This window comes from Pandoraea norimbergensis, from assembly GCF_001465545.3.
GTDB classification, from domain to species: Bacteria; Pseudomonadota; Gammaproteobacteria; order Burkholderiales; family Burkholderiaceae; genus Pandoraea; species Pandoraea norimbergensis.
On sequence record NZ_CP013480.3, the window covers coordinates 2,143,355 to 2,161,237 of the forward strand.

The 17,883-nt window shown below is 63.4% G+C and carries 15 protein-coding genes; 13 read left to right on the forward strand and 2 right to left on the reverse strand.

Translation table 11 applies throughout. The annotated features are described in order from the left end of the window. Nucleotides 1-159 precede the first annotated feature (159 nt). The 3 genes from AT302_RS09610 (at nt 160) to AT302_RS09620 (ending at nt 3,631) form a co-directional block, all read left to right on the forward strand. Nucleotides 160-987 carry a hypothetical protein gene (locus AT302_RS09610; protein ID WP_157125744.1) on the forward strand — a complete coding sequence of 276 codons (828 nt, stop codon included), beginning with the start codon at nt 160-162 and terminating at the stop codon, nt 985-987. A gap of 74 nt (nt 988-1,061) precedes the next feature. After that, the gene (locus AT302_RS09615) at nt 1,062-1,265 is read left to right on the forward strand and encodes a YdcH family protein (RefSeq protein ID WP_058378251.1); all 204 of its coding nucleotides are present in this window, start codon (nt 1,062-1,064) and stop codon (nt 1,263-1,265) included. A 134-nt stretch (nt 1,266-1,399) separates the two neighbouring features. Next, nucleotides 1,400-3,631, forward strand: coding sequence for an ATP-dependent DNA helicase (locus tag AT302_RS09620; protein WP_064675198.1), 2,232 nt, complete (start codon nt 1,400-1,402; stop codon nt 3,629-3,631). Nucleotides 3,632-3,697: 66 nt separating this feature from the next. On the opposite strand, the gene AT302_RS09625 is transcribed toward AT302_RS09620, so the two are convergent. Continuing rightward, nucleotides 3,698-4,426, reverse strand: coding sequence for a glutamine amidotransferase (locus tag AT302_RS09625; protein WP_237172105.1), 729 nt, complete (start codon nt 4,424-4,426; stop codon nt 3,698-3,700). Between the two features lie 157 nt (nt 4,427-4,583). Further along, nucleotides 4,584-5,408 carry an outer membrane protein assembly factor BamD gene (locus tag AT302_RS09630; RefSeq protein WP_058378253.1) on the reverse strand — a complete coding sequence of 275 codons (825 nt, stop codon included), beginning with the start codon at nt 5,406-5,408 and terminating at the stop codon, nt 4,584-4,586. A gap of 21 nt (nt 5,409-5,429) precedes the next feature. Here AT302_RS09630 and AT302_RS09635 point away from each other — a divergent pair, with 21 nt between their 5' ends. From AT302_RS09635 to AT302_RS09680, 10 genes are all read left to right on the forward strand, one after another. After that, entirely contained in the window at nt 5,430-6,590 is a 1,161-nt protein-coding gene (locus AT302_RS09635) for an RluA family pseudouridine synthase (RefSeq protein WP_084656128.1), read from the forward strand. Further along, on the forward strand, nt 6,571-7,416 hold the full coding sequence (pgeF, locus tag AT302_RS09640) for a peptidoglycan editing factor PgeF (RefSeq protein ID WP_084656129.1): 846 nt from the start codon (nt 6,571-6,573) through the stop codon (nt 7,414-7,416). Before AT302_RS09635 ends, pgeF begins: the two co-directional genes overlap by 20 nt. Before the next feature lie 498 nt (nt 7,417-7,914). Beyond that, nucleotides 7,915-9,756, forward strand: coding sequence for a class I poly(R)-hydroxyalkanoic acid synthase (phaC, locus tag AT302_RS09645; RefSeq protein ID WP_058378254.1), 1,842 nt, complete (start codon nt 7,915-7,917; stop codon nt 9,754-9,756). 62 nt (nt 9,757-9,818) lie between these two features. Continuing rightward, nucleotides 9,819-11,000, forward strand: a complete 1,182-nt coding sequence (locus AT302_RS09650) for an acetyl-CoA C-acetyltransferase (protein ID WP_058378255.1) — start codon at nt 9,819-9,821, stop codon at nt 10,998-11,000. 199 nt (nt 11,001-11,199) lie between these two features. Beyond that, on the forward strand, nt 11,200-11,940 hold the full coding sequence (locus AT302_RS09655; protein ID WP_058378256.1) for a 3-ketoacyl-ACP reductase: 741 nt from the start codon (nt 11,200-11,202) through the stop codon (nt 11,938-11,940). 163 nt (nt 11,941-12,103) lie between these two features. After that, nucleotides 12,104-12,709 (forward strand): polyhydroxyalkanoate synthesis repressor PhaR, encoded by a 606-nt coding sequence (gene phaR / locus AT302_RS09660; protein WP_058378257.1) that lies wholly within the window; start codon nt 12,104-12,106, stop codon nt 12,707-12,709. A 255-nt stretch (nt 12,710-12,964) separates the two neighbouring features. Beyond that, nucleotides 12,965-14,332: a 30S ribosomal protein S12 methylthiotransferase RimO gene (gene rimO / locus AT302_RS09665; RefSeq protein ID WP_058378258.1), complete on the forward strand. Its 1,368-nt coding sequence runs from the start codon at nt 12,965-12,967 to the stop codon at nt 14,330-14,332. A 34-nt stretch (nt 14,333-14,366) separates the two neighbouring features. Beyond that, nucleotides 14,367-15,290 (forward strand): sugar kinase, encoded by a 924-nt coding sequence (locus AT302_RS09670; RefSeq protein WP_058378259.1) that lies wholly within the window; start codon nt 14,367-14,369, stop codon nt 15,288-15,290. Between the two features lie 97 nt (nt 15,291-15,387). After that, the gene (gene bktB, locus AT302_RS09675) at nt 15,388-16,569 is read left to right on the forward strand and encodes a beta-ketothiolase BktB (protein WP_058378260.1); all 1,182 of its coding nucleotides are present in this window, start codon (nt 15,388-15,390) and stop codon (nt 16,567-16,569) included. 53 nt (nt 16,570-16,622) lie between these two features. Next, complete coding sequence (locus AT302_RS09680) at nt 16,623-17,849, forward strand: cystathionine beta-lyase (RefSeq protein ID WP_237172106.1); 1,227 nt, start codon at nt 16,623-16,625, stop codon at nt 17,847-17,849. Nucleotides 17,850-17,883: the final 34 nt, after the last annotated feature.

Below are 17,883 nucleotides of genomic sequence, written 5' to 3' on the forward strand. Positions count from 1 at the left end.
TTACCCAAGTGCCAGGAGCGGGGCATTTTGCCATAAACCGCGGGCGCGTCCGGGCAGGCAATGCTAAAATTTGGCATCACTCTGCCCAACCTCATGATTTCCTTCGCAAAATTGTTTTCGCGCCGTCGCGCTGGTACGTCATTCGCTGCATTTGGCGTGATGACGGCCGTAGCGGCCGCTGCCATCGTTGCTTTGCCTGCCACGTCGTTCGCGCAGGGACTTTCGGCTGTCGAAGCCGCGGGCCGCACGACCGATCAGATTCGTGTGCCCCATGTTCCCTTTGACGCCACGGCCGATCGCACGCCGTCGGCGGCCAGCAGCGCATCTGCTGCGGCCGCTGCTGCCGAGGACGACAAGCCGGTCGCGTACGACGACAAGCTCGATATGCATCCGGATGACGACGACTTCGCGGGTCGCCGCGCCGTGCTCGAGCGCCAGCGCGCATGGATCGACTATCGCTTTCAGCAGGCGAAGTACGAATGCGCGTCGAAGTTCTTCGTGAACTACTGCGTCGACAAGGCGCGCGACGAACAGCGCGAAGCCCTCAAGGCCGTGCGTAGCCAGCGTCTGGTGCTGGAAGACGCCGAACGTAAGGCGCGCGCAGCGGACCGTGACGAGCGTCTGGACGCGAAGCGCGCACAGACGGCCGCCGAAGCACCGCAACGCGCCGCCGAGCGTGCGCAGAATGTGTCGGATTATCAGGCCAAGCAGGCCGAGTATCAGCAGCGTGTGACCGAGCGCACGGGGCAGGCGCCACAACGTGCGGCCAATAGCGAGCAGTACAATGCCAAGCAGGCCGAGCAGCAGAAGAAGCTCGACGAAGCGAAGGCGACGGCGGATCAGAAGGCTGCCGAGCGTGCCGAAAACGTACGGAAGTACGGCGAGAAGCAGGCGGAAGCCATCGAGCGCCAGAAGAAGTCCGACGAGCGCAAAAATCAGTCGCAGTCGGGGAACACGCCGGCGCAAAAGGCGCTGCCCGGACAGTAAGCGAGGCCGGGCCACCGGGCCGGCCAATGTGGCCGGTGCCGGCATCACTTGAGAGTTGCAGGAGAGTTGCCACGATGCAGCACGATCTTCACTCCATTGGACGCCGCATCATCGAGTTGCAGATCGAACACCGCGATCTCGACTTCCTGATCGACAAGTTGCTGACGGAGCCGACGTACGACGAACTGCAAGTCACGCGCCTGAAGAAGCGCCGTCTGAAAATCAAGGACACCATTACCCTGCTGCAAGTGCAGCAAACGCCGGATCTGCCAGCCTGACGCGGGCCGGACCGGCCATAGCGCCTTCTCCGTGTGACGTGAATCAAACCGTTTGCGCGACACTTTTTCATTGCCGGCGCCGCGAATCGTCAGTTTTCGATTCGCGGCGCCTTTGAGTTTTATTTGCCGTTTTGATCGATTCAACCGCCACTGCCAGCGATTCCCCCGACGACGCCACTTCCGACGACACGCCGACCTTCCATGGACTCAAGCCGCTTGCTGCGCGGCGAGAGCGCGAACTGGAGGAGATTTTCGGCGACGGCGGGATGCTGGCGCGCGCCATCGACGGCTATCGTTCGCGTGAGCCGCAGACCGAGATGGCCCGCGCGGTCGCGTCCGCCATGGACACGCACGACTCGCTGATTGCGGAGGCGGGGACGGGCACCGGCAAGACGTACGCGTACCTCGTGCCCGCCATGCTCTGGGGCGGCAAGACGATCATCTCGACCGGCACCAAACACCTTCAGGATCAGATTTTCGCGCGTGATATTCCCACGGTGCGCCGCGCGCTTGCCGTGCCGGTGAGCGTGGCCATGCTCAAGGGCCGCTCGAACTATCTGTGCCACTACTACCTTGAGCGTGCGCAGCAGGAAGCGCGCTTTGCGTCGCGCCACGAGGCCGCGCAATTGCGCGAGATTGTGACGTTCGCGCAGATCACGAAAAGCGGCGACAAGGCCGAACTGGCGTCCGTGCCCGAGAACGCGCCCATCTGGGCACAGGTGACGTCGACGCGCGACAACTGTCTGGGACAGGAATGTCCGCGTTACAAGGATTGTTTCGTGATGCTGGCCCGCAAAGAGGCGCAGCAGGCCGACCTTGTCGTGGTCAATCACCATCTGTTCTTTGCCGACGTGATGTTGCGCGACACGGGCATGGCCGAGTTGCTGCCCAGCGCGAATACCGTGATCTTCGACGAGGCGCATCAGTTGCCCGAGACGGCGACGCTGTTCTTCGGAGAAACGGTGTCCACCGGCCAGATTCTCGAACTCGCGCGCGATTGCGTGGCCGAGGGGCTGATTCATGCGCGTGATGCGGCCGATTGGGTAAAGTTGGGCGCTAATCTCGAACGGGCGGCACGCGACGTGCGACTGACGTTCGGGCCTGATAACACGCGCATGTCGGTGGCGCAGTTGGCCGACGATCATGAATTGTTCGGCGCGCTCGATGACGTGGACGTCGCGTTGCAGGACCTGATCGAGACGCTGCAACATCAGGCCGAACGCGCTGAAGCGCTTGGCGCTTGCCTGCGCCGCTCGCTCGAGTTGCATCAGCAGCTTGAGCGTTGGCAGACGGGGGCGGCACCGCCCACGCCGGGCGAAGCACCGTTGCCGTTGCTCGATCCCGATGCGCCGCGTGTGACCGATGGCAAACGCGAGAAGGCGGCGAAAGCGGCCATCGCGCGCGAGGCAGAAGCGGCGCGCGCTGCGGCCGAAGCCGAAGCGTCTGCGGACGCGCAGAACGGCGAGAGTGGCAAGCAGAAGACTTACACGCCGCCAGAGACGGTGCGCTGGATTGAAGTTTTCTCGCAGGCGGTGCAGTTGCATCAGACGCCGCTGTCGATTGCGCCGATCTTCGCGAAACAACGGGCTGGCGCGCCGCGCGCATGGATCTTCACGTCGGCGACGCTCTCGGTAAAGGGCAATTTCAACCACTACGCTGCGCAACTCGGGCTCGATGCGGGCAAGTCGCTGACGCTGGCGAGTCCGTTCGATTACCCGAATCAAAGTCTGCTGTATGTGCCGCGCGGCTTGCCGCAGCCGTCTGCACCGGGATTCACCGACGCGGTGCTGGATGCCGCATTGCCGGTGCTAGAGGTGAGCGGTGGCCGGGCCTTCGTGCTGTGTACTACGCTGCGAGCGGTCAATCGCTCGGCGGAGCGCTTGCGTGAGGAGTTCGACCGGCGCGGCTGGCCGTATCCGCTGCTCGTGCAGGGCGAAGCGAGTCGTACCGAGTTGCTGGACCGTTTTCGAGCGCTTGGCAATGCGGTGCTCATCGGCAGCCAGAGTTTCTGGGAGGGGGTGGATGTACGCGGCGAAGCGCTTTCGCTCGTCATCATCGACAAGCTGCCGTTCGCGCCGCCTGACGATCCGGTGCTGGCTGCGCGGCTCGACGCACTGACCAAGAAGGGCTTGAGTCCGTTTGCCGTGCATCAGTTGCCGCAAGCGGTCATCACGCTCAAGCAGGGGGCAGGGCGGCTGATTCGCTCCGAGCGTGATCGTGGTGTGCTGATGATCTGTGACCCGCGTCTGGTCGACAAGCCTTATGGCCGGCGCATCTGGCAAAGCTTGCCGCCGTTCAAGCGCACGCGCGAACTGCCGATCGTGCGTGGCTTCTTCGACGAGATGGCGGCGGACGCCGAGGCTTGAGCGGCGTCAGCGGCTTCAGCGGCTTATGAGGCCTCAGCGCGCTTCGCGCTGACGACGCCTCAGGCCTCAGATCTCCAGCGCGTCGAGCCAACGTCCCACGACGGCTGGCGCTGCATCGGCAAGCCGTGCCTGATAGGTGCGTGCGTCGGCACGCAGCGTCACCGGGCTCACGCCCGCAGCCCCCAATTCACACGCGTGCCCCACGAGCCACGACTCGATGCTCGCAGCATCGGCTTCCAGATGAAATTGCAGACCCAGCGCATGCTTGCCTAGCGAGAACGCCTGACGCTCACCGACGTGGGTCCGCGCCAGATGGGCGGCGCCGGGTGGAATATCGAACTGGTCGCCGTGCCAGTGCAGCACCGGCACGTCATCCAAGGCGGCCAACGGCGAGGCTTCACCAGCCGGTGTCAGAGCGACGGGCGCGTAGCCGATCTCCTTCACGCCCAACGGCGCCACCTTCGCACCGAGCGCGCGCGCCATCAATTGCGCACCCAGACAGATACCGAGAATGGGTGCCTTTGCATCGAGACGCGCTTTCACCAACGCCAGTTCGTCGGCCACGAAAGGATAGTCGGCCTCGTCAAATGCACCGATCGGACCGCCGAGCACGACCATCAGATCGGGCGACAGTGCATCTAGGGTGCGCAAATCGGCAATGGGGGCATCCACATACTCGATCGCGTAACCACGTTGCCGGAAGTACGGCGCGAGCGTGCCGAGATCTTCGAAATGGACGTGGCGCAGGGCGAGCAGGGTCTTGACGGGCAGGGCGGCAGAAGGGGGCGAACTCACGCGACAAACTCCTTAGGCAATATCCGGTGAAAGCCACAATGTAAGCGGAAAACAAAAAGCCCTCGCAAGCGAGGGCTTTTCGATGCAACCGGAACGTTCGACCCGATGCTGGTTCAGCGCCGAATCAATGCAGCATTAAGGCTGCATTCATACCGACTTAACGCCAGAGTTGCCACCACGACTTCTTGCCAGTGCCATCGTCGATACGATGACCCACCGTCAGATAGCCGCTGTTCGGATACGTCTTTTCCATCACGCGGCGGGTGTCGTCACGCAGTTCGGTCATGCCGAGTTTGTCGTACGACTTGATCATGATGCCCAGTGCGTCTTCGAGCGCCGGTGCCTTGTCGAAGTCTTGCAGGGCGCTCTGCGCGCGATTCACGGCCGCCAGATACGCGCCACGACGATAGTAGTACTCGGCGGCGTGCACTTCGTGCGCGGCCATCGCGTTGACGGCGTAGCGCATGCGCAGGGCGGCGTCGTTCGCGTACTTGCTGGTCGGATAGTGCTCGACCAGATACTTGAAGCTGTCGTACGCCGAGCGGAGTGCCTTCGGATCGCGCTCGCTCAGATCTTGCCCCGAGAAGCGGCCAAACAGACCCAGATCGTCATTGAAGTTGATCAGGCCCTTGAGGTAATAGGCGTAATCGATCGACGGGCTATCCGGATGCAGACGAATGAAGCGGTCGATGGCGGTAAGCGCCTGCGCCTGTTCATTGTCTTTGTAATAAGCGTAGGCCGTGTTGATCTGCGCTTGTTGTGCATGCGGGCCGAACGGGTCGCGCCCTTCGAGCAACTCATAATACTTGGCGGCCTTGGAGTAGTCTCCACCGTCGAAGGAGTCCTTGGCTTCCGAGTATAATTTGTTCGTCGACCAGCTGGCCGTTTCGTCGACTTTCTCCGGCAGAATGCCGCAGGCGGCCACGCCGCCGACCAGAATAACGGCCAGCGTAAGATGTTTGACAAGTTTCAGGGCTTGCATGCTCGTTGGCTTCACTTCTCGATGACCCGTTCAATAGTGCCGGATTATAGCGTAACCGCCTCATTTGCCACGGAAAATGCGGAGGACTCGTCTGACGACGACCTCGACTCGCTTCCCGTAGCTTTCCCAGGTGCCCTCGGTGGCACCCCCAATTCCGACAGCGATTCTACCTCTGCCACGGTGGCAGGGGCTAACGATGCTGCACCGCTCGTCGCCACACTCCCCGATGCCCTCGCTGGCGAACGCCTCGACAAGGCACTCGCACAATGTTTCCCGGAGTATTCCCGCAGCCGGTTACAGGCGTGGGTCGAAGACGGCCGCGTCATGCTCGACGGCGTCACGGCCAAAGTCCGCCAGAAAGTCGCGGGTGGCGAGGCGGTCACGATCACGCCCGCAGCGTTACCTGAGCAACAAGCGTTTACACCGGAACCGGTGCCGCTCGATGTCGTTCATGAAGACGCCGCGCTCGCCGTATTCAACAAACCGGCAGGGCTCGTGGTGCATCCGGCGGCCGGCAACTGGTCGGGCACCTTGCTCAACGGTCTGCTTCATCGGTACGGGCAGGCGGCGGCCGACCTGCCGCGCGCGGGTATCGTGCACCGACTGGATAAGGACACCTCCGGCCTGATGGTCGTGGCGCGCACGCTGATTGCCCAGACCGATCTGGTGCGGCAATTGCAGGCGCGTACCGTCAAGCGTCATTACGCAGCGCTGGTGTGGGGGCGCCCTCCGTTACGCACCGTCGTCGATGCCCCGATCGGACGCGATCCGCGCGAGCGCACACGCATGGCGGTGGTGCATGGGAATGGGGGCAAGCCGGCGCGCACACGAGTGGTCACCGTGGCGAGCGCCGAGTGGGAGAGCTCGCCGGTCTCGTTGGTGCTGTGCTCACTCGATACCGGACGGACTCACCAGATTCGCGTGCATCTCGCGCATCTCGGACATTCGCTGCTGGGCGACCCGCTCTATAAGCCGCGTCATCGCCGTCCGGCATTGCCGGGCGATTTCTCGCGTCAGGCGCTGCATGCTTGGCGTCTGGGGCTGATTCATCCCGTCGACGGCAACGCGATGCACTGGCAGGCACCGTTGCCTGACGACATGTGTGAACTCATGGCCGCGCTCGGCCTCGAATTCGACTTCTCAACCCTCCCCGATTCGCTCGATGACTTCTTCCCGGCATAACCTTGACCATGCACGAGAACGTGAGCAGGACGCATTCCCCGATGACTGGATCGTGCCCGACTGGCCCGCGCCGTCGAACGTGCGCGCCGTGTTCACGACGCGTGCAGGCGGGGTGAGCGAAGGGCCGCAAGCCACGTTTAATCTCGGGTTCAAGGCAGACGACGACCCCGCAGCGGTCACCGCGAATCGTGCGTTGCTGGCGTCGCGCACTGGCGTGCCGTCGGCGTGGGTGGCGCAAGTGCATGGCCCGCGTGTGGTCGACGCACAAGACGCACTCGACGCCGTTCGCGCTGGCGAACCGTTGCAGGCCGATGCGAGTGCCACGAAGGCGATCGGTCTGGCGAGCACGGTGATGGTGGCCGATTGCATGCCCGTCCTGCTGTGCGATGCACAGGGGCAAGCCGTGGCAGCCGCGCATGCTGGGTGGCGCGGGCTTTGTGCCGGTGTGATCGAGCAGACCGTGCAGGCTTTGCGGGCGCGTTTGCCGCAAACGGGCACGCGTGCCGAGGTCATCGCATGGCTTGGCCCGTGCATCGGGCCGCAGACGTTCGAGGTCGGCCCGGAAGTGCGCGAAGCGTTTCTTGAGGCCGCAACGCCTGCCGAGCGCGATGCGACGCTCGCGGCTTTTGTCGCCCATGGTGACCCTGCTGTGGGGAAGTCGCTGGCTGATCTTTGCGCGCTGGCGCGCTTGCGGTTGGCGCGTGAGTGGGTGACGAGCGTGTCAGGAGGGCAGTGGTGTACGGTCAGCGATTCGGCGCGGTTTTACTCGTATCGCCGCGATCGGACGACTGGCCGCATGGCGGCGCTGGTGTGGCGGGTGGCGTAATCCATCGTGCATTTGATGACGCGGGTGTGACGGCGCTACTGACTGTGGGATCCGTGTCACGGTCGGAGACGTGCTTCACGCCGGCATTGGCCTCGCCTGTTGCTGCGTCATCAGGCCGCAGTTCGGATTGCCGTTCAAGGTGTAGCCGTCTCGCCCGCCGCATGCGGCCACCGGCGATATAGAGCAAGAGCAGCACGGGCGCGACCCCGCCGCCAATGAAGATAAACAGGCCGAGCCAGACCGACGGGGCGGTGATGGCGACCATCGCCAGAACATAGAGCCAGCCGAGAGCGACAATCAGCATCGGGACAAACGCGCATTCAAAAATTGGCGGGGCGGCAGGACAATTCCCACCGGACGTACGCCGCAAGCATTGACACGCCTGCGCTCGCACGCAAGAATGCATTTCAGGCGGGGCGCAACGCTCGCGAGGCGTAGCACGCCGCCGCGTTTCGGGCACTGGCCCGTGAACGCAACGGACGTGACGCTCAGGCTATCATGAATCGCGCCAGTGCCAACTTCGATCCGGCCTCGTTTGCCGCCTCGTTTGCTCAGCAGTTTCCCTCCGCTTCGCTCTCCGCTCAGGACATGTCGCAGTGGTTCAGTGCCGCCCAACAAATGTTCGGCGCATTGCCGGGCGCTGTCGGCCCGACCACCGCGAGTGCTCCCGGTGCAGCGAATCCCTTCAGCCATCTCTTTGAAATGTTCGGCGCCGCAGGCAATCTGCCGCAGCCGTCGCCCTTGCACGTCGACCCCGCGCGCCTGAGTGCCCTTCAGACGGAATACGGGCGTGAATTTTCCGAACTCGTTGCGAGTTTCAACCACCCCGGGCTCGATAACGCCCCGCCGCTGGGTGACCGGCGTTTTGCGGGCGAAGGCTGGCGTAACCCGTTCTACGCGTTGCCCGCCGCGCTTTACCTGCTCAACGGCCGTTTTCTGATGCGCATGGCCGAGCTGGTCGACGCAGACGCGAAGACGCGCGAGCGAATTCGCTTTGCCGTCGAACAGTGGGTGGCGGCGAGCTCGCCTGCCAACTTCATCGCGACCAACCCCGACGCGCAGCAGCGTCTCGTGCAGACGCATGGCGACAGCCTGCTCGCCGGGATGCAGCATCTGCTCGTCGATATGGGCAAGGGCAAGGTGTCGCAGACCGACGAGGCCGCGTTCGAAGTGGGGCGCAACGTTGCCACCACGGAAGGGGCGGTCGTGTTCGAGAACGACCTCATCCAGCTTATCCAGTACAAGCCGCTCACCCCGACGGTGCATCAGCGGCCGTTGCTGGTGGTGCCGCCTTGCATCAACAAGTACTACATCCTCGATCTGCAACCCGAGAACTCGCTCGTGCGCTACGCCGTGGAGCAGGGTCACACGGTGTTCGTCGTGTCGTGGCGAAACCCCGACGCATCGCTCGCGCACAAGACGTGGGACGACTACGTCGGCGAAGGCCCGATCGCGGCCATCGACGTCGTGCGTGAGATCGCTGGACAGCCGCAGATCAACGCGCTGGGCTTCTGCGTCGGCGGTACGTTGCTGGCCGCCGCGCTTGCCGTGTTCGCTGCGAAGGGCCAAAACGGCCGCAAGTCGCCGGTGGCGAGTGTGACGTTGCTGACCACGCTATTGGATTTTTCCGATACTGGCGTGCTCGACGTGTTCGTCGACGAGCCGCATGTGCAGTACCGTGAGAAGACCATCGGGGGCGCGCTCGGCCAGCCGCCGGGGCTGATGCGCGGGGTGGAACTGGCCAACACGTTCTCGTTCCTGCGCCCGAACGATCTGGTGTGGAACTACGTGGTCGACAGCTACCTGAAAGGCAACGCGCCGCAGCCGTTCGATCTGCTTTACTGGAATGGCGACGGTACGAATTTGCCGGGCCCGATGTTCTGCTGGTACCTGCGTCATCTTTATTTGCAGAACGAACTGAAGCAGCCCGGTGTGGTGCAGACCTGCGGCGTGCCGGTCGATCTGGGAACGATCGATGCGCCGGCCTATGTGTTCGGATCCCGAGAAGATCACATCGTGCCGTGGACGTCGGCGTTCCGTTCGCTGCCGTTGCTGGGCGGCGAGCGCCGCTTCGTGCTCGGCGCATCGGGGCACATCGCCGGGGTGGTCAATCCGCCGGTCAAGAAGAAGCGCAGTTATTGGCGCAATGACGACGTGGGCGTCGAGTCCGGCGACTGGCTCGCGGGGGCGACGGAGCACCCGGGAAGCTGGTGGACGGACTGGAGCGATTGGCTCGCCGGCTACGCCGGAAAACGCGTCAAAGCGCCAAAGTCGTATGGTAATGTTGCTTATGCCCCCATCGAGCCGGCGCCCGGCCGCTACGTCAAGGCGAAAGCCTGAGCGGGAGCGGCATTGCGGGTACGCCCTTTGGTTCGACTTATTTTGAAAACGAGGAAAGAGACATGACGGATATCGTGATTGTGTCGGCTGCGCGCACCGCAGTCGGTAAGTTTGGCGGGTCGCTCGCCAAGGTGGCGGCGCCGGATCTGGGTGCCATCGTGATCGACGAGGTCCTCAAGCGCGCCAAGCTCAAGGGCGAAGATGTGAGCGAAGTGATTCTGGGTCAGGTGCTCACGGCCGGTTCGGGGCAGAACGTGGCGCGTCAGGCAGCCATCAAGGCAGGTCTGCCGACGATGGTGCCGGCCATGACGATCAACAAAGTGTGCGGCTCGGGTCTGAAGGCCGTGATGCTCGCCGCCAACGCGATCGCAGCGGGCGACGCCGACATCGTGGTTGCCGGCGGTCAGGAGAACATGAGCGCAGCCCCGCACGTGCTGCCGGGTTCGCGCGACGGTTTCCGCATGGGCGACGCGAAGCTGGTCGACACCATGATCGTCGACGGTCTGTGGGACGTGTACAACCAGTACCACATGGGTATCACGGCCGAGAACGTTGCGAAGGAATACGGCATCACGCGCGAAATGCAGGATGCGTTTGCCGCCGCTTCGCAGAACAAAGCAGAAGCCGCACAGAAGGCCGGCCGTTTCGACGCCGAAATTGTGCCGGTCTCGATTCCGCAACGCAAGGGCGATCCGCTCCTGTTCAACACCGATGAGTTCGTGCGCCATGGCGTGACGGCCGAATCGCTGGCCAGTCTCAAGCCCGCCTTCTCGAAAGACGGCACGGTCACTGCCGCCAACGCTTCGGGCCTGAACGATGGTGCCGCCGCGGTGGTGGTGATGTCGGCTAAGCGCGCCGAGCAGCTCGGCCTCAAGCCGCTCGCCCGCATCGTCGCGTACGCAAACGCGGGTGTCGATCCGTCGGTAATGGGTATCGGTCCGGTGCCGGCATCGCAACGCTGCCTCGCCCGCGCGGGCTGGGACGTGAAAGACCTTGACCTGATGGAAATCAATGAAGCGTTTGCCGCGCAGGCGCTGGCGGTGAACAAGCAGATGGGCTGGGATACCTCCAAGATCAACGTGAACGGTGGTGCGATTGCCATCGGTCACCCGATCGGCGCGTCGGGCTGCCGTATTCTCGTCACGCTGTTGCATGAAATGGCGCGCCGCGACGCACGTCGCGGTCTGGCCTCGCTGTGTATCGGCGGCGGCATGGGCGTTGCGCTGGCAGTAGAACGTGTGTGAGCGCGCTTGAGCGTACTTGCTGCGTGCAGTAACCCACAACGAATCAAACCGGTGACGCCCGTGCGTGCAACGCGCGCGGGCTTGTTGCCGGAGGCAGTCAGGAGACGGAAGGTTCGCGTGGGAACGCGCGGCCTGCGCGTCGGTCAATTGGCAGTCGCAACAGGCGGCAGATTTGCCGTTATTTAGGGGGAAGCGTTCCATGACTCAACGCATTGCATACGTGACAGGCGGGATGGGCGGTATCGGTACGTCCATTTGCCAGCGGCTGTACAAAGACGGCTTCAAGGTCGTGGCGGGCTGCGGCCCGAATTCGCCGCGCCGCGTGAAGTGGCTGGAGGATCAAAAGGCGCTGGGTTTCGATTTCGTCGCTTCCGAAGGTAACGTCGGTGATTGGGATTCGACCAAGGCTGCTTTCGACAAGGTGAAGGCGGAAGTGGGCGAGATCGAGGTGTTGGTGAACAACGCCGGTATCACGCGCGACGTCGTGTTCCGCAAGATGACGCACGAGGACTGGGACGCGGTGATCGCGACCAACCTCACGAGCTTGTTCAACGTCACCAAGCAGGTGATCGAGGGCATGTGCGAGCGTGGCTGGGGCCGCATCATCAACATCTCGTCGGTCAACGGCCAGAAGGGCCAGTTCGGTCAGACGAACTACTCGACGGCCAAGGCCGGTATCCACGGTTTCACGATGGCGCTGGCGCAGGAAGTTGCTACCAAGGGTGTGACCGTCAACACCGTGTCGCCGGGCTATATCGGCACGGACATGGTGCGCTCGATCCGTCAGGACGTGCTCGACAAGATCGTGGCGACGATTCCGGTCAAACGTCTGGGCGAGCCGGCCGAAATCGGTTCCATCGTGGCGTGGCTCGCATCGGAAGAATCGGGCTTTTCGACGGGAGCGGACTTCTCGCTCAACGGCGGCTTGCACATGGGCTGAGCGGTGGCAGGGCGGAAGCGCGGGTGCGGGCCACGGGTATGCACCTTTTCCGCCGCGGGTTAGGGCTTTGCCGCATAGCAGCAAACGCCCTAAAATCGATAATATGTGACTAACCCCGACCGTCGGTCGGGGAAGTCCTTCATAAAAGCAGGAAACCCACCGCATGACCGCGAGCAAGAAGACTGACGAGCGCCTGATCAAAAAGTATCCGAACCGGCGTTTGTACGATACGCAGACCAGTACGTACATCACCCTTGCCGATGTGAAGCAGTTGGTGCTCGAGACCGAGGAGTTCAAGGTCGTTGACGCCAAGACGGGCGAGGACCTGACCCGCAGCATTCTGCTGCAAATCATTCTGGAAGAAGAGACCGGCGGCGTGCCGATGTTCTCGAGCGCCATGCTGTCCCAGATCATCCGCTTCTACGGCCATGCGCTGCAAGGGATGATGGGCACGTACCTCGAGAAGAACATCCAGACCTTCATCGAGATTCAAAACAAGCTGTCCGATCAGTCGAAGGGCATCTACGAAGGCGCGGCCTTCAACCCGGACGTCTGGGCGCAATTCATGAACATGCAGGCGCCGATGATGCAGGGCATGATGACCAACTACATCGAGCAGTCGAAGAACCTGTTCGTGCAGATGCAAGAGCAGATGCAGAGTCAGGCCAAGAACATGTTCAGCACCTTCCCGTTCCCGGGTGGACCGGGCGGGCCGGGAATGCCGGGCACGCCAGGGGCACCGGGCAAAGATCCGAACAAGAAGCCCTGAGGCATGGCTTGGGGCGCGAGTGCATCGCGCCGGCATGACGTTGCGGTGTGGCTCGGGGCGCACACCGCAACGATAGTTGGAACGCACAACGGGCGAACAAGGTAAAATGCGCGGTTCTTCGCTGCGGGTTGTGCCCGTGGCGCGAGTATCGGCAGGCGGGCAGGGCGTTGACGACGGCGAAATCGCTTCGTTGGCGCACCGGCAGGCTCACTGTCCGGTCGTTACACCGTATTTACTAGATCAGGATTTCGCCCCATGTCCCGCCCATTGCCCGCCGGCACTCCCAAAGTCGGCTTCGTTTCGCTCGGCTGCCCCAAGGCTCTGGTTGACTCCGAGCAAATCCTGACCCAACTGCGCGCTGAAGGTTATGCGATTTCCGGCACCTACGACGGTGCCGATCTCGTGGTGGTCAACACCTGCGGCTTTATCGACGCCGCCGTTCAGGAAAGCCTGGATGCCATCGGCGAAGCGCTGGCCGAGAACGGCAAGGTCATCGTGACCGGCTGCCTGGGCGCCAAGAAGGACGCCGCCGGGCAAGACATCGTGACCACCGTCCACCCGAAGGTGCTCGCCGTGACCGGCCCGCATGCGCTGGGCGAAGTCATGACGGCGGTGCACACGCACCTGCCCAAGCCGCACGATCCGTTCAGCGATCTCGTGCCGGCCGCCGGCATCAAGCTCACGCCGCGCCACTACGCGTATCTGAAAATTTCCGAAGGCTGCAATCACCGCTGCACGTTCTGCATCATCCCGTCGATGCGCGGCGATCTCGACTCGCGCCCGGTGGCCGAAGTTATGCTCGAAGCCGAGAACCTGTTCAAGGCCGGCGTCAAAGAGCTGCTCGTGATTTCGCAGGACACCAGCGCGTACGGCGTCGATGTGAAATATCGCACCGGTTTCTGGAACGGCCGCCCGCTGCGCACGCGCATGACCGAACTGGTCACGGCGCTGGGTGAACTGGCCAAGCAGTACGGCGCATGGGTGCGTCTGCACTACGTGTATCCGTATCCGCACGTGGACGAAATCATCCCGCTGATGGCCGAAGGCCACATCCTGCCGTATCTCGACGTGCCGTTGCAGCACGCGCACCCCGATGTGCTCAAGCGCATGAAGCGTCCGGCGTCGGGTGAAAAGAATCTGGAGCGCATTCAGGCGTGGCGCAAGGCATGCCCGGACCTGACGATCCGCAGCACGTTCATCGCTGGTTTCCCCGGCGAGACCGAAGCCGAATTCGAATACCTGCTGGACTTCCTGAAAGAAGCCGAGCTCGACCGCGTGGGTTGCTTCGCGTATTCGCCGGTCGACGGCGCCAAGGCCAACGAACTGCCGGGCGCACTGCCCGACGAAGTCCGTGAAGAGCGCCGCGCACGCTTTATGGAAGTGGCCGAAGAAATTTCGGCGGAACGCCAGCAGCGCAAGGTTGGCAAGACGATTCAAGTGATCGTCGACGAAATCAATCAGGACGGCGGCGTTGCCCGCTCGGCTGCTGACGCCCCGGAAATCGACGGTCTCGTGTACATCGAACCGACCGCCAAGGCGGCCAAGCGCCTGAAGGTTGGCGAGTTCGTCAGCGTGACGGTGACCGGCGCCGACGGCCACGACCTGTGGGGCGAAGTGGTCTAAGGGAATCGAATCGATGACACAAGCCCAATCACAGATGCAGCAAACGCCGCAAGTGCTCGCCATGGGTGAAGCCATGGTCGAATTCAACCAGTCGCCCGACGATGCCCGTCAGTACCTTCAGGGCTTTGGTGGCGACACCTCCAACTTCGCCATCGCCGCACGCCGTCAGGGCGTGAGCACGGGTTTCGTGAGCGCGGTTGGCGACGACCTGTTCGGCCGCATGCTGCTCGACCTGTGGCAAGAAGAGGGCGTCGATACGACGACCGTGCGCGTCGACACGCAGGCCCCGACGGGCGTGTACTTCGTGTCGCACGACGAGACCGGCCACCACTTCGACTATCTGCGTGCCGGTTCGGCCGCCAGCCGGTATCACGCGCAGGATCTGCCGCGTGACGCACTGGCCAGCGCTCAATTTCTGCACCTGTCTGGCATCAGCCTGGCGATCAGCGTGAACGCGTGCGACGCGGCCTTCGACGCTATGTCGAAGATTCGTGCGGCGGGTGGTCAGGTGTCGTTCGACACGAATCTGCGCCTCAAGCTGTGGCCGCTGGCCCGTGCCCGCGCGACCATGCGTGAAGCGTTCAGCCTGACCGACGTGTGCCTGCCGAGCTGGGACGATGTCACCGCAGTCACCGGTCTTGAAGACCGTGATGCGATTCTCGACGAACTGCTCTCCCATGGTGTGAAGGTCGTAGCACTCAAGCTGGGTCGCGAAGGCTGCTACGTCGCAACCCCGACCGAGCGCCGCATAGTGGCGCCGTACCCGGTGCAGGCGCTCGACGCCACTGGCGCGGGCGATTGCTTCGGCGGGGCGTTCGTGGCGCGTCTGGCGCTGGGCGACGATCCGTTCACGGCTGCGCGCTACGCCAACATCTGCGCAGCGCTCTCGACGACCGGTTACGGCGCAGTCGCGCCGGTGCCGCGCACCGAGCAAGTGCTGGCCTTGATGGGCGCCTGACAAAACAACTGACGTTTCCCTCCACTGAGCCGCCCATCGCGGTAACCCGGGCGGCGGTATACTCGTTTGCAAACTTATATCCACACGGAGAAGAGACATGCAACGAGACGTCGTGATCGTCAGTGGTGTACGTACGGCCATCGGTGATTTTGGTGGCAGCCTGAAGGATTTCGCGCCGACCCAGCTCGGCGCGATCGTTGCCCGCGAAGCCATGGCGCGCGCGGGTGTTGGCGGTGAAGACGTCGGTCAGGTCGTCTTCGGTAACGTCATCCATTCCGAACCCAAAGACATGTATCTGGCGCGCGTGGCCTCGATCGAGGCCGGCGTGAGCCAGCACGCCCCGGCGATGACCGTGAACCGCCTGTGCGGCTCGGGTCTGCAGGCCGTGGTCTCCGCTGCGCAATCGATCCTGCTGGGCGACACCGATATTGCGATGGCCGGCGGTGCCGAGAGCATGAGCCGCGCGCCGTACGTGATGCCGGGCGCACGCTGGGGCACGCGCATGGGCGAATCGCGCCTCGTCGACATGATGCTCGGCGCATTGCACGATCCGTTTGCCAACATCCACATGGGTGTGACGGCCGAGAACATCGCGAAGAAGTGGAACATCACGCGTGACGATCAGGATCGTCTGGCCGTGGAGTCGCACCAACGCGCGGCACGCGCCATGGCCGCCGGTTACTTCACGGACCAGATCGTACCGATCACAATCAAGTCGAAGAAGGGCGATATCGCGTTCACGACGGATGAGCACGTGCGTGCCGACGTCACACTGGAAGACATGGCGAAGCTGCGCCCCGTGTTCCAGAAAGACGGCACGGTCACCGCAGGCAATGCGTCGGGCCTGAACGACGCGGCCGCCGCCCTCATCCTGATGGAGCGTGCCGAAGCGGAACGCCGTGGCGCCAAGCCGCTCGCGCGTCTGGTCAGCTACGCGCATGCCGGTGTCGATCCGAATTACATGGGCATCGGCCCGGTGCCGGCCTCGCGCAAGGCGCTGGAGCGTGCGGGTCTGAAGGTGAGCGATATCGACGTGGTCGAAGCCAACGAGGCATTCGCCGCGCAAGCTTGCGCCGTCACGCGCGATCTGGGGTTCGACCCCGCCAAGGTCAACCCGAACGGCTCGGGCATCTCGCTGGGCCACCCGATCGGCGCCACCGGTGCGCTGATTACCGTGAAGGCTTTGCATGAATTGCAGCGCACCGGCGGCCGTTATGCGCTCGTGACGATGTGCATTGGCGGCGGGCAGGGCATTGCCGCCGTGTTCGAGCGCGTGTAAGTTACACCCCGGGGGCCGGCGTTGTTGCCGGCCCGTGTGATTCCGGAGCTGTGATGACGCAAGACAACCGCAAGCCCTCTGGGGCGCTCGACAAGCCGGACGCCAACGGCTGGCACTGGCAAACCAATATCCTCCACGCCGACACCCAGTTGCCCGCTGGTTTTGCCGCGATGCCGGTGCCTGTGGCACGCGCCTCGACGGTGATCTTCCCCGATCTTGCCGCCATGCGTGCGCTGGACTGGAAGAACGACAGCCAGTGGCGCTACGGCCTGCATGCCACGCCCACCTCGATGGAACTGATGCGGCGTCTGGCGGCGCTCGAAGGCGGCAAGCACTGCCTGCTGTTCCCGTCCGGTCTGGGCGCCATCTCCAACGTCTATTTCGGCCTGATCCAGTCGGGCGACGACGTGCTGATTCCCGATAACGCCTACAGCCCGAACCGTGAGCACGGCGACTGGCTGCAAGCGTCGTTCGGCATCACCGTGCGCTATTACGACCCGTTGATCGGCGACGGCATCGGCGCACTGATTCAGTCGAACACCAAACTGATCTGGCTGGAAGCGCCGGGTTCGGTGACGATGGAAGTCCCGGACATCCCGGCGATTGCCCGCGTGGCGCGCGAGCGCGGTGTGCTGACGGCCATCGACAATACCTACTCGGCAGGCATCGCCTTCCGCCCGTTCGATCACGGGGTGGACATTTCCGTGCAGGCACTCACCAAGTACCAATCGGGCGGCAGCGATATTCTGATGGGCTCAGTCGTGACCATTGATGACGATGTGCACCATCGCCTGAAACAGGCCCGTATGCGCATGGGCGTGGGTGTTTCGGTAGACGATTGCAGCCTTTTGCTGCGTAGCCTGCCGAACATGCAACTGCGCTTCGAGGCCCACGACCGTGCGGCGATGACGCTGGCGACGTGGCTCAAGACGCGCCCTGAAATCGTCGCCGTGCTGCATCCGGCCTTCGAGGATTGCCCGGGCTATCAGAATTTCCGTCGCGACTTTACCGGCGCGGGCGGCCTGTTCTCGGTGGTGTTCGACGAGCGCTATTCGCAAGCGCAGATCGATGCCTTCATCGAAGCGCTGCGTCTCTTCAAGATCGGCTTTAGCTGGGGTGGGGCACACAGTCTGGTGGTGCCGTACCGCGTACCTTCGATGCGCACGGCGATGCCGTGGCCGCATAAGGGGGCGCTCGTGCGCTTCTATATCGGTCTGGAGGACGTGCGCGATCTGCAAGCCGATATCGAAACCAGCCTGAGCGCGCATCTGGTGGGGTAAGCCGGTCATGTTGGCATGCGGCGTGTGTCGGGGG

What these genes read in the sequence shown, in the direction of transcription:
- AT302_RS09680 (WP_237172106.1), top strand. Translation starts at nt 16,623, where the DNA reads ATGACGCAAGACAACCGCAAGCCCTCTGGGGCGCTCGACAAGCCGGAC.
- AT302_RS09670 (WP_058378259.1), top strand. Translation starts at nt 14,367, where the DNA reads ATGCAGCAAACGCCGCAAGTGCTCGCCATGGGTGAAGCCATGGTCGAA.
- rimO (WP_058378258.1), top strand. Translation starts at nt 12,965, where the DNA reads ATGTCCCGCCCATTGCCCGCCGGCACTCCCAAAGTCGGCTTCGTTTCG.
- bktB (WP_058378260.1), top strand. Translation starts at nt 15,388, where the DNA reads ATGCAACGAGACGTCGTGATCGTCAGTGGTGTACGTACGGCCATCGGT.
- phaC (WP_058378254.1), top strand. Translation starts at nt 7,915, where the DNA reads ATGAATCGCGCCAGTGCCAACTTCGATCCGGCCTCGTTTGCCGCCTCG.
- AT302_RS09655 (WP_058378256.1), top strand. Translation starts at nt 11,200, where the DNA reads ATGACTCAACGCATTGCATACGTGACAGGCGGGATGGGCGGTATCGGT.
- phaR (WP_058378257.1), top strand. Translation starts at nt 12,104, where the DNA reads ATGACCGCGAGCAAGAAGACTGACGAGCGCCTGATCAAAAAGTATCCG.
- AT302_RS09630 (WP_058378253.1), bottom strand. Translation starts at nt 5,408, where the DNA reads ATGCAAGCCCTGAAACTTGTCAAACATCTTACGCTGGCCGTTATTCTG.
- AT302_RS09610 (WP_157125744.1), top strand. Translation starts at nt 160, where the DNA reads ATGACGGCCGTAGCGGCCGCTGCCATCGTTGCTTTGCCTGCCACGTCG.
- pgeF (WP_084656129.1), top strand. Translation starts at nt 6,571, where the DNA reads ATGACTTCTTCCCGGCATAACCTTGACCATGCACGAGAACGTGAGCAG.
- AT302_RS09650 (WP_058378255.1), top strand. Translation starts at nt 9,819, where the DNA reads ATGACGGATATCGTGATTGTGTCGGCTGCGCGCACCGCAGTCGGTAAG.
- AT302_RS09615 (WP_058378251.1), top strand. Translation starts at nt 1,062, where the DNA reads ATGCAGCACGATCTTCACTCCATTGGACGCCGCATCATCGAGTTGCAG.
- AT302_RS09635 (WP_084656128.1), top strand. Translation starts at nt 5,430, where the DNA reads ATGACCCGTTCAATAGTGCCGGATTATAGCGTAACCGCCTCATTTGCC.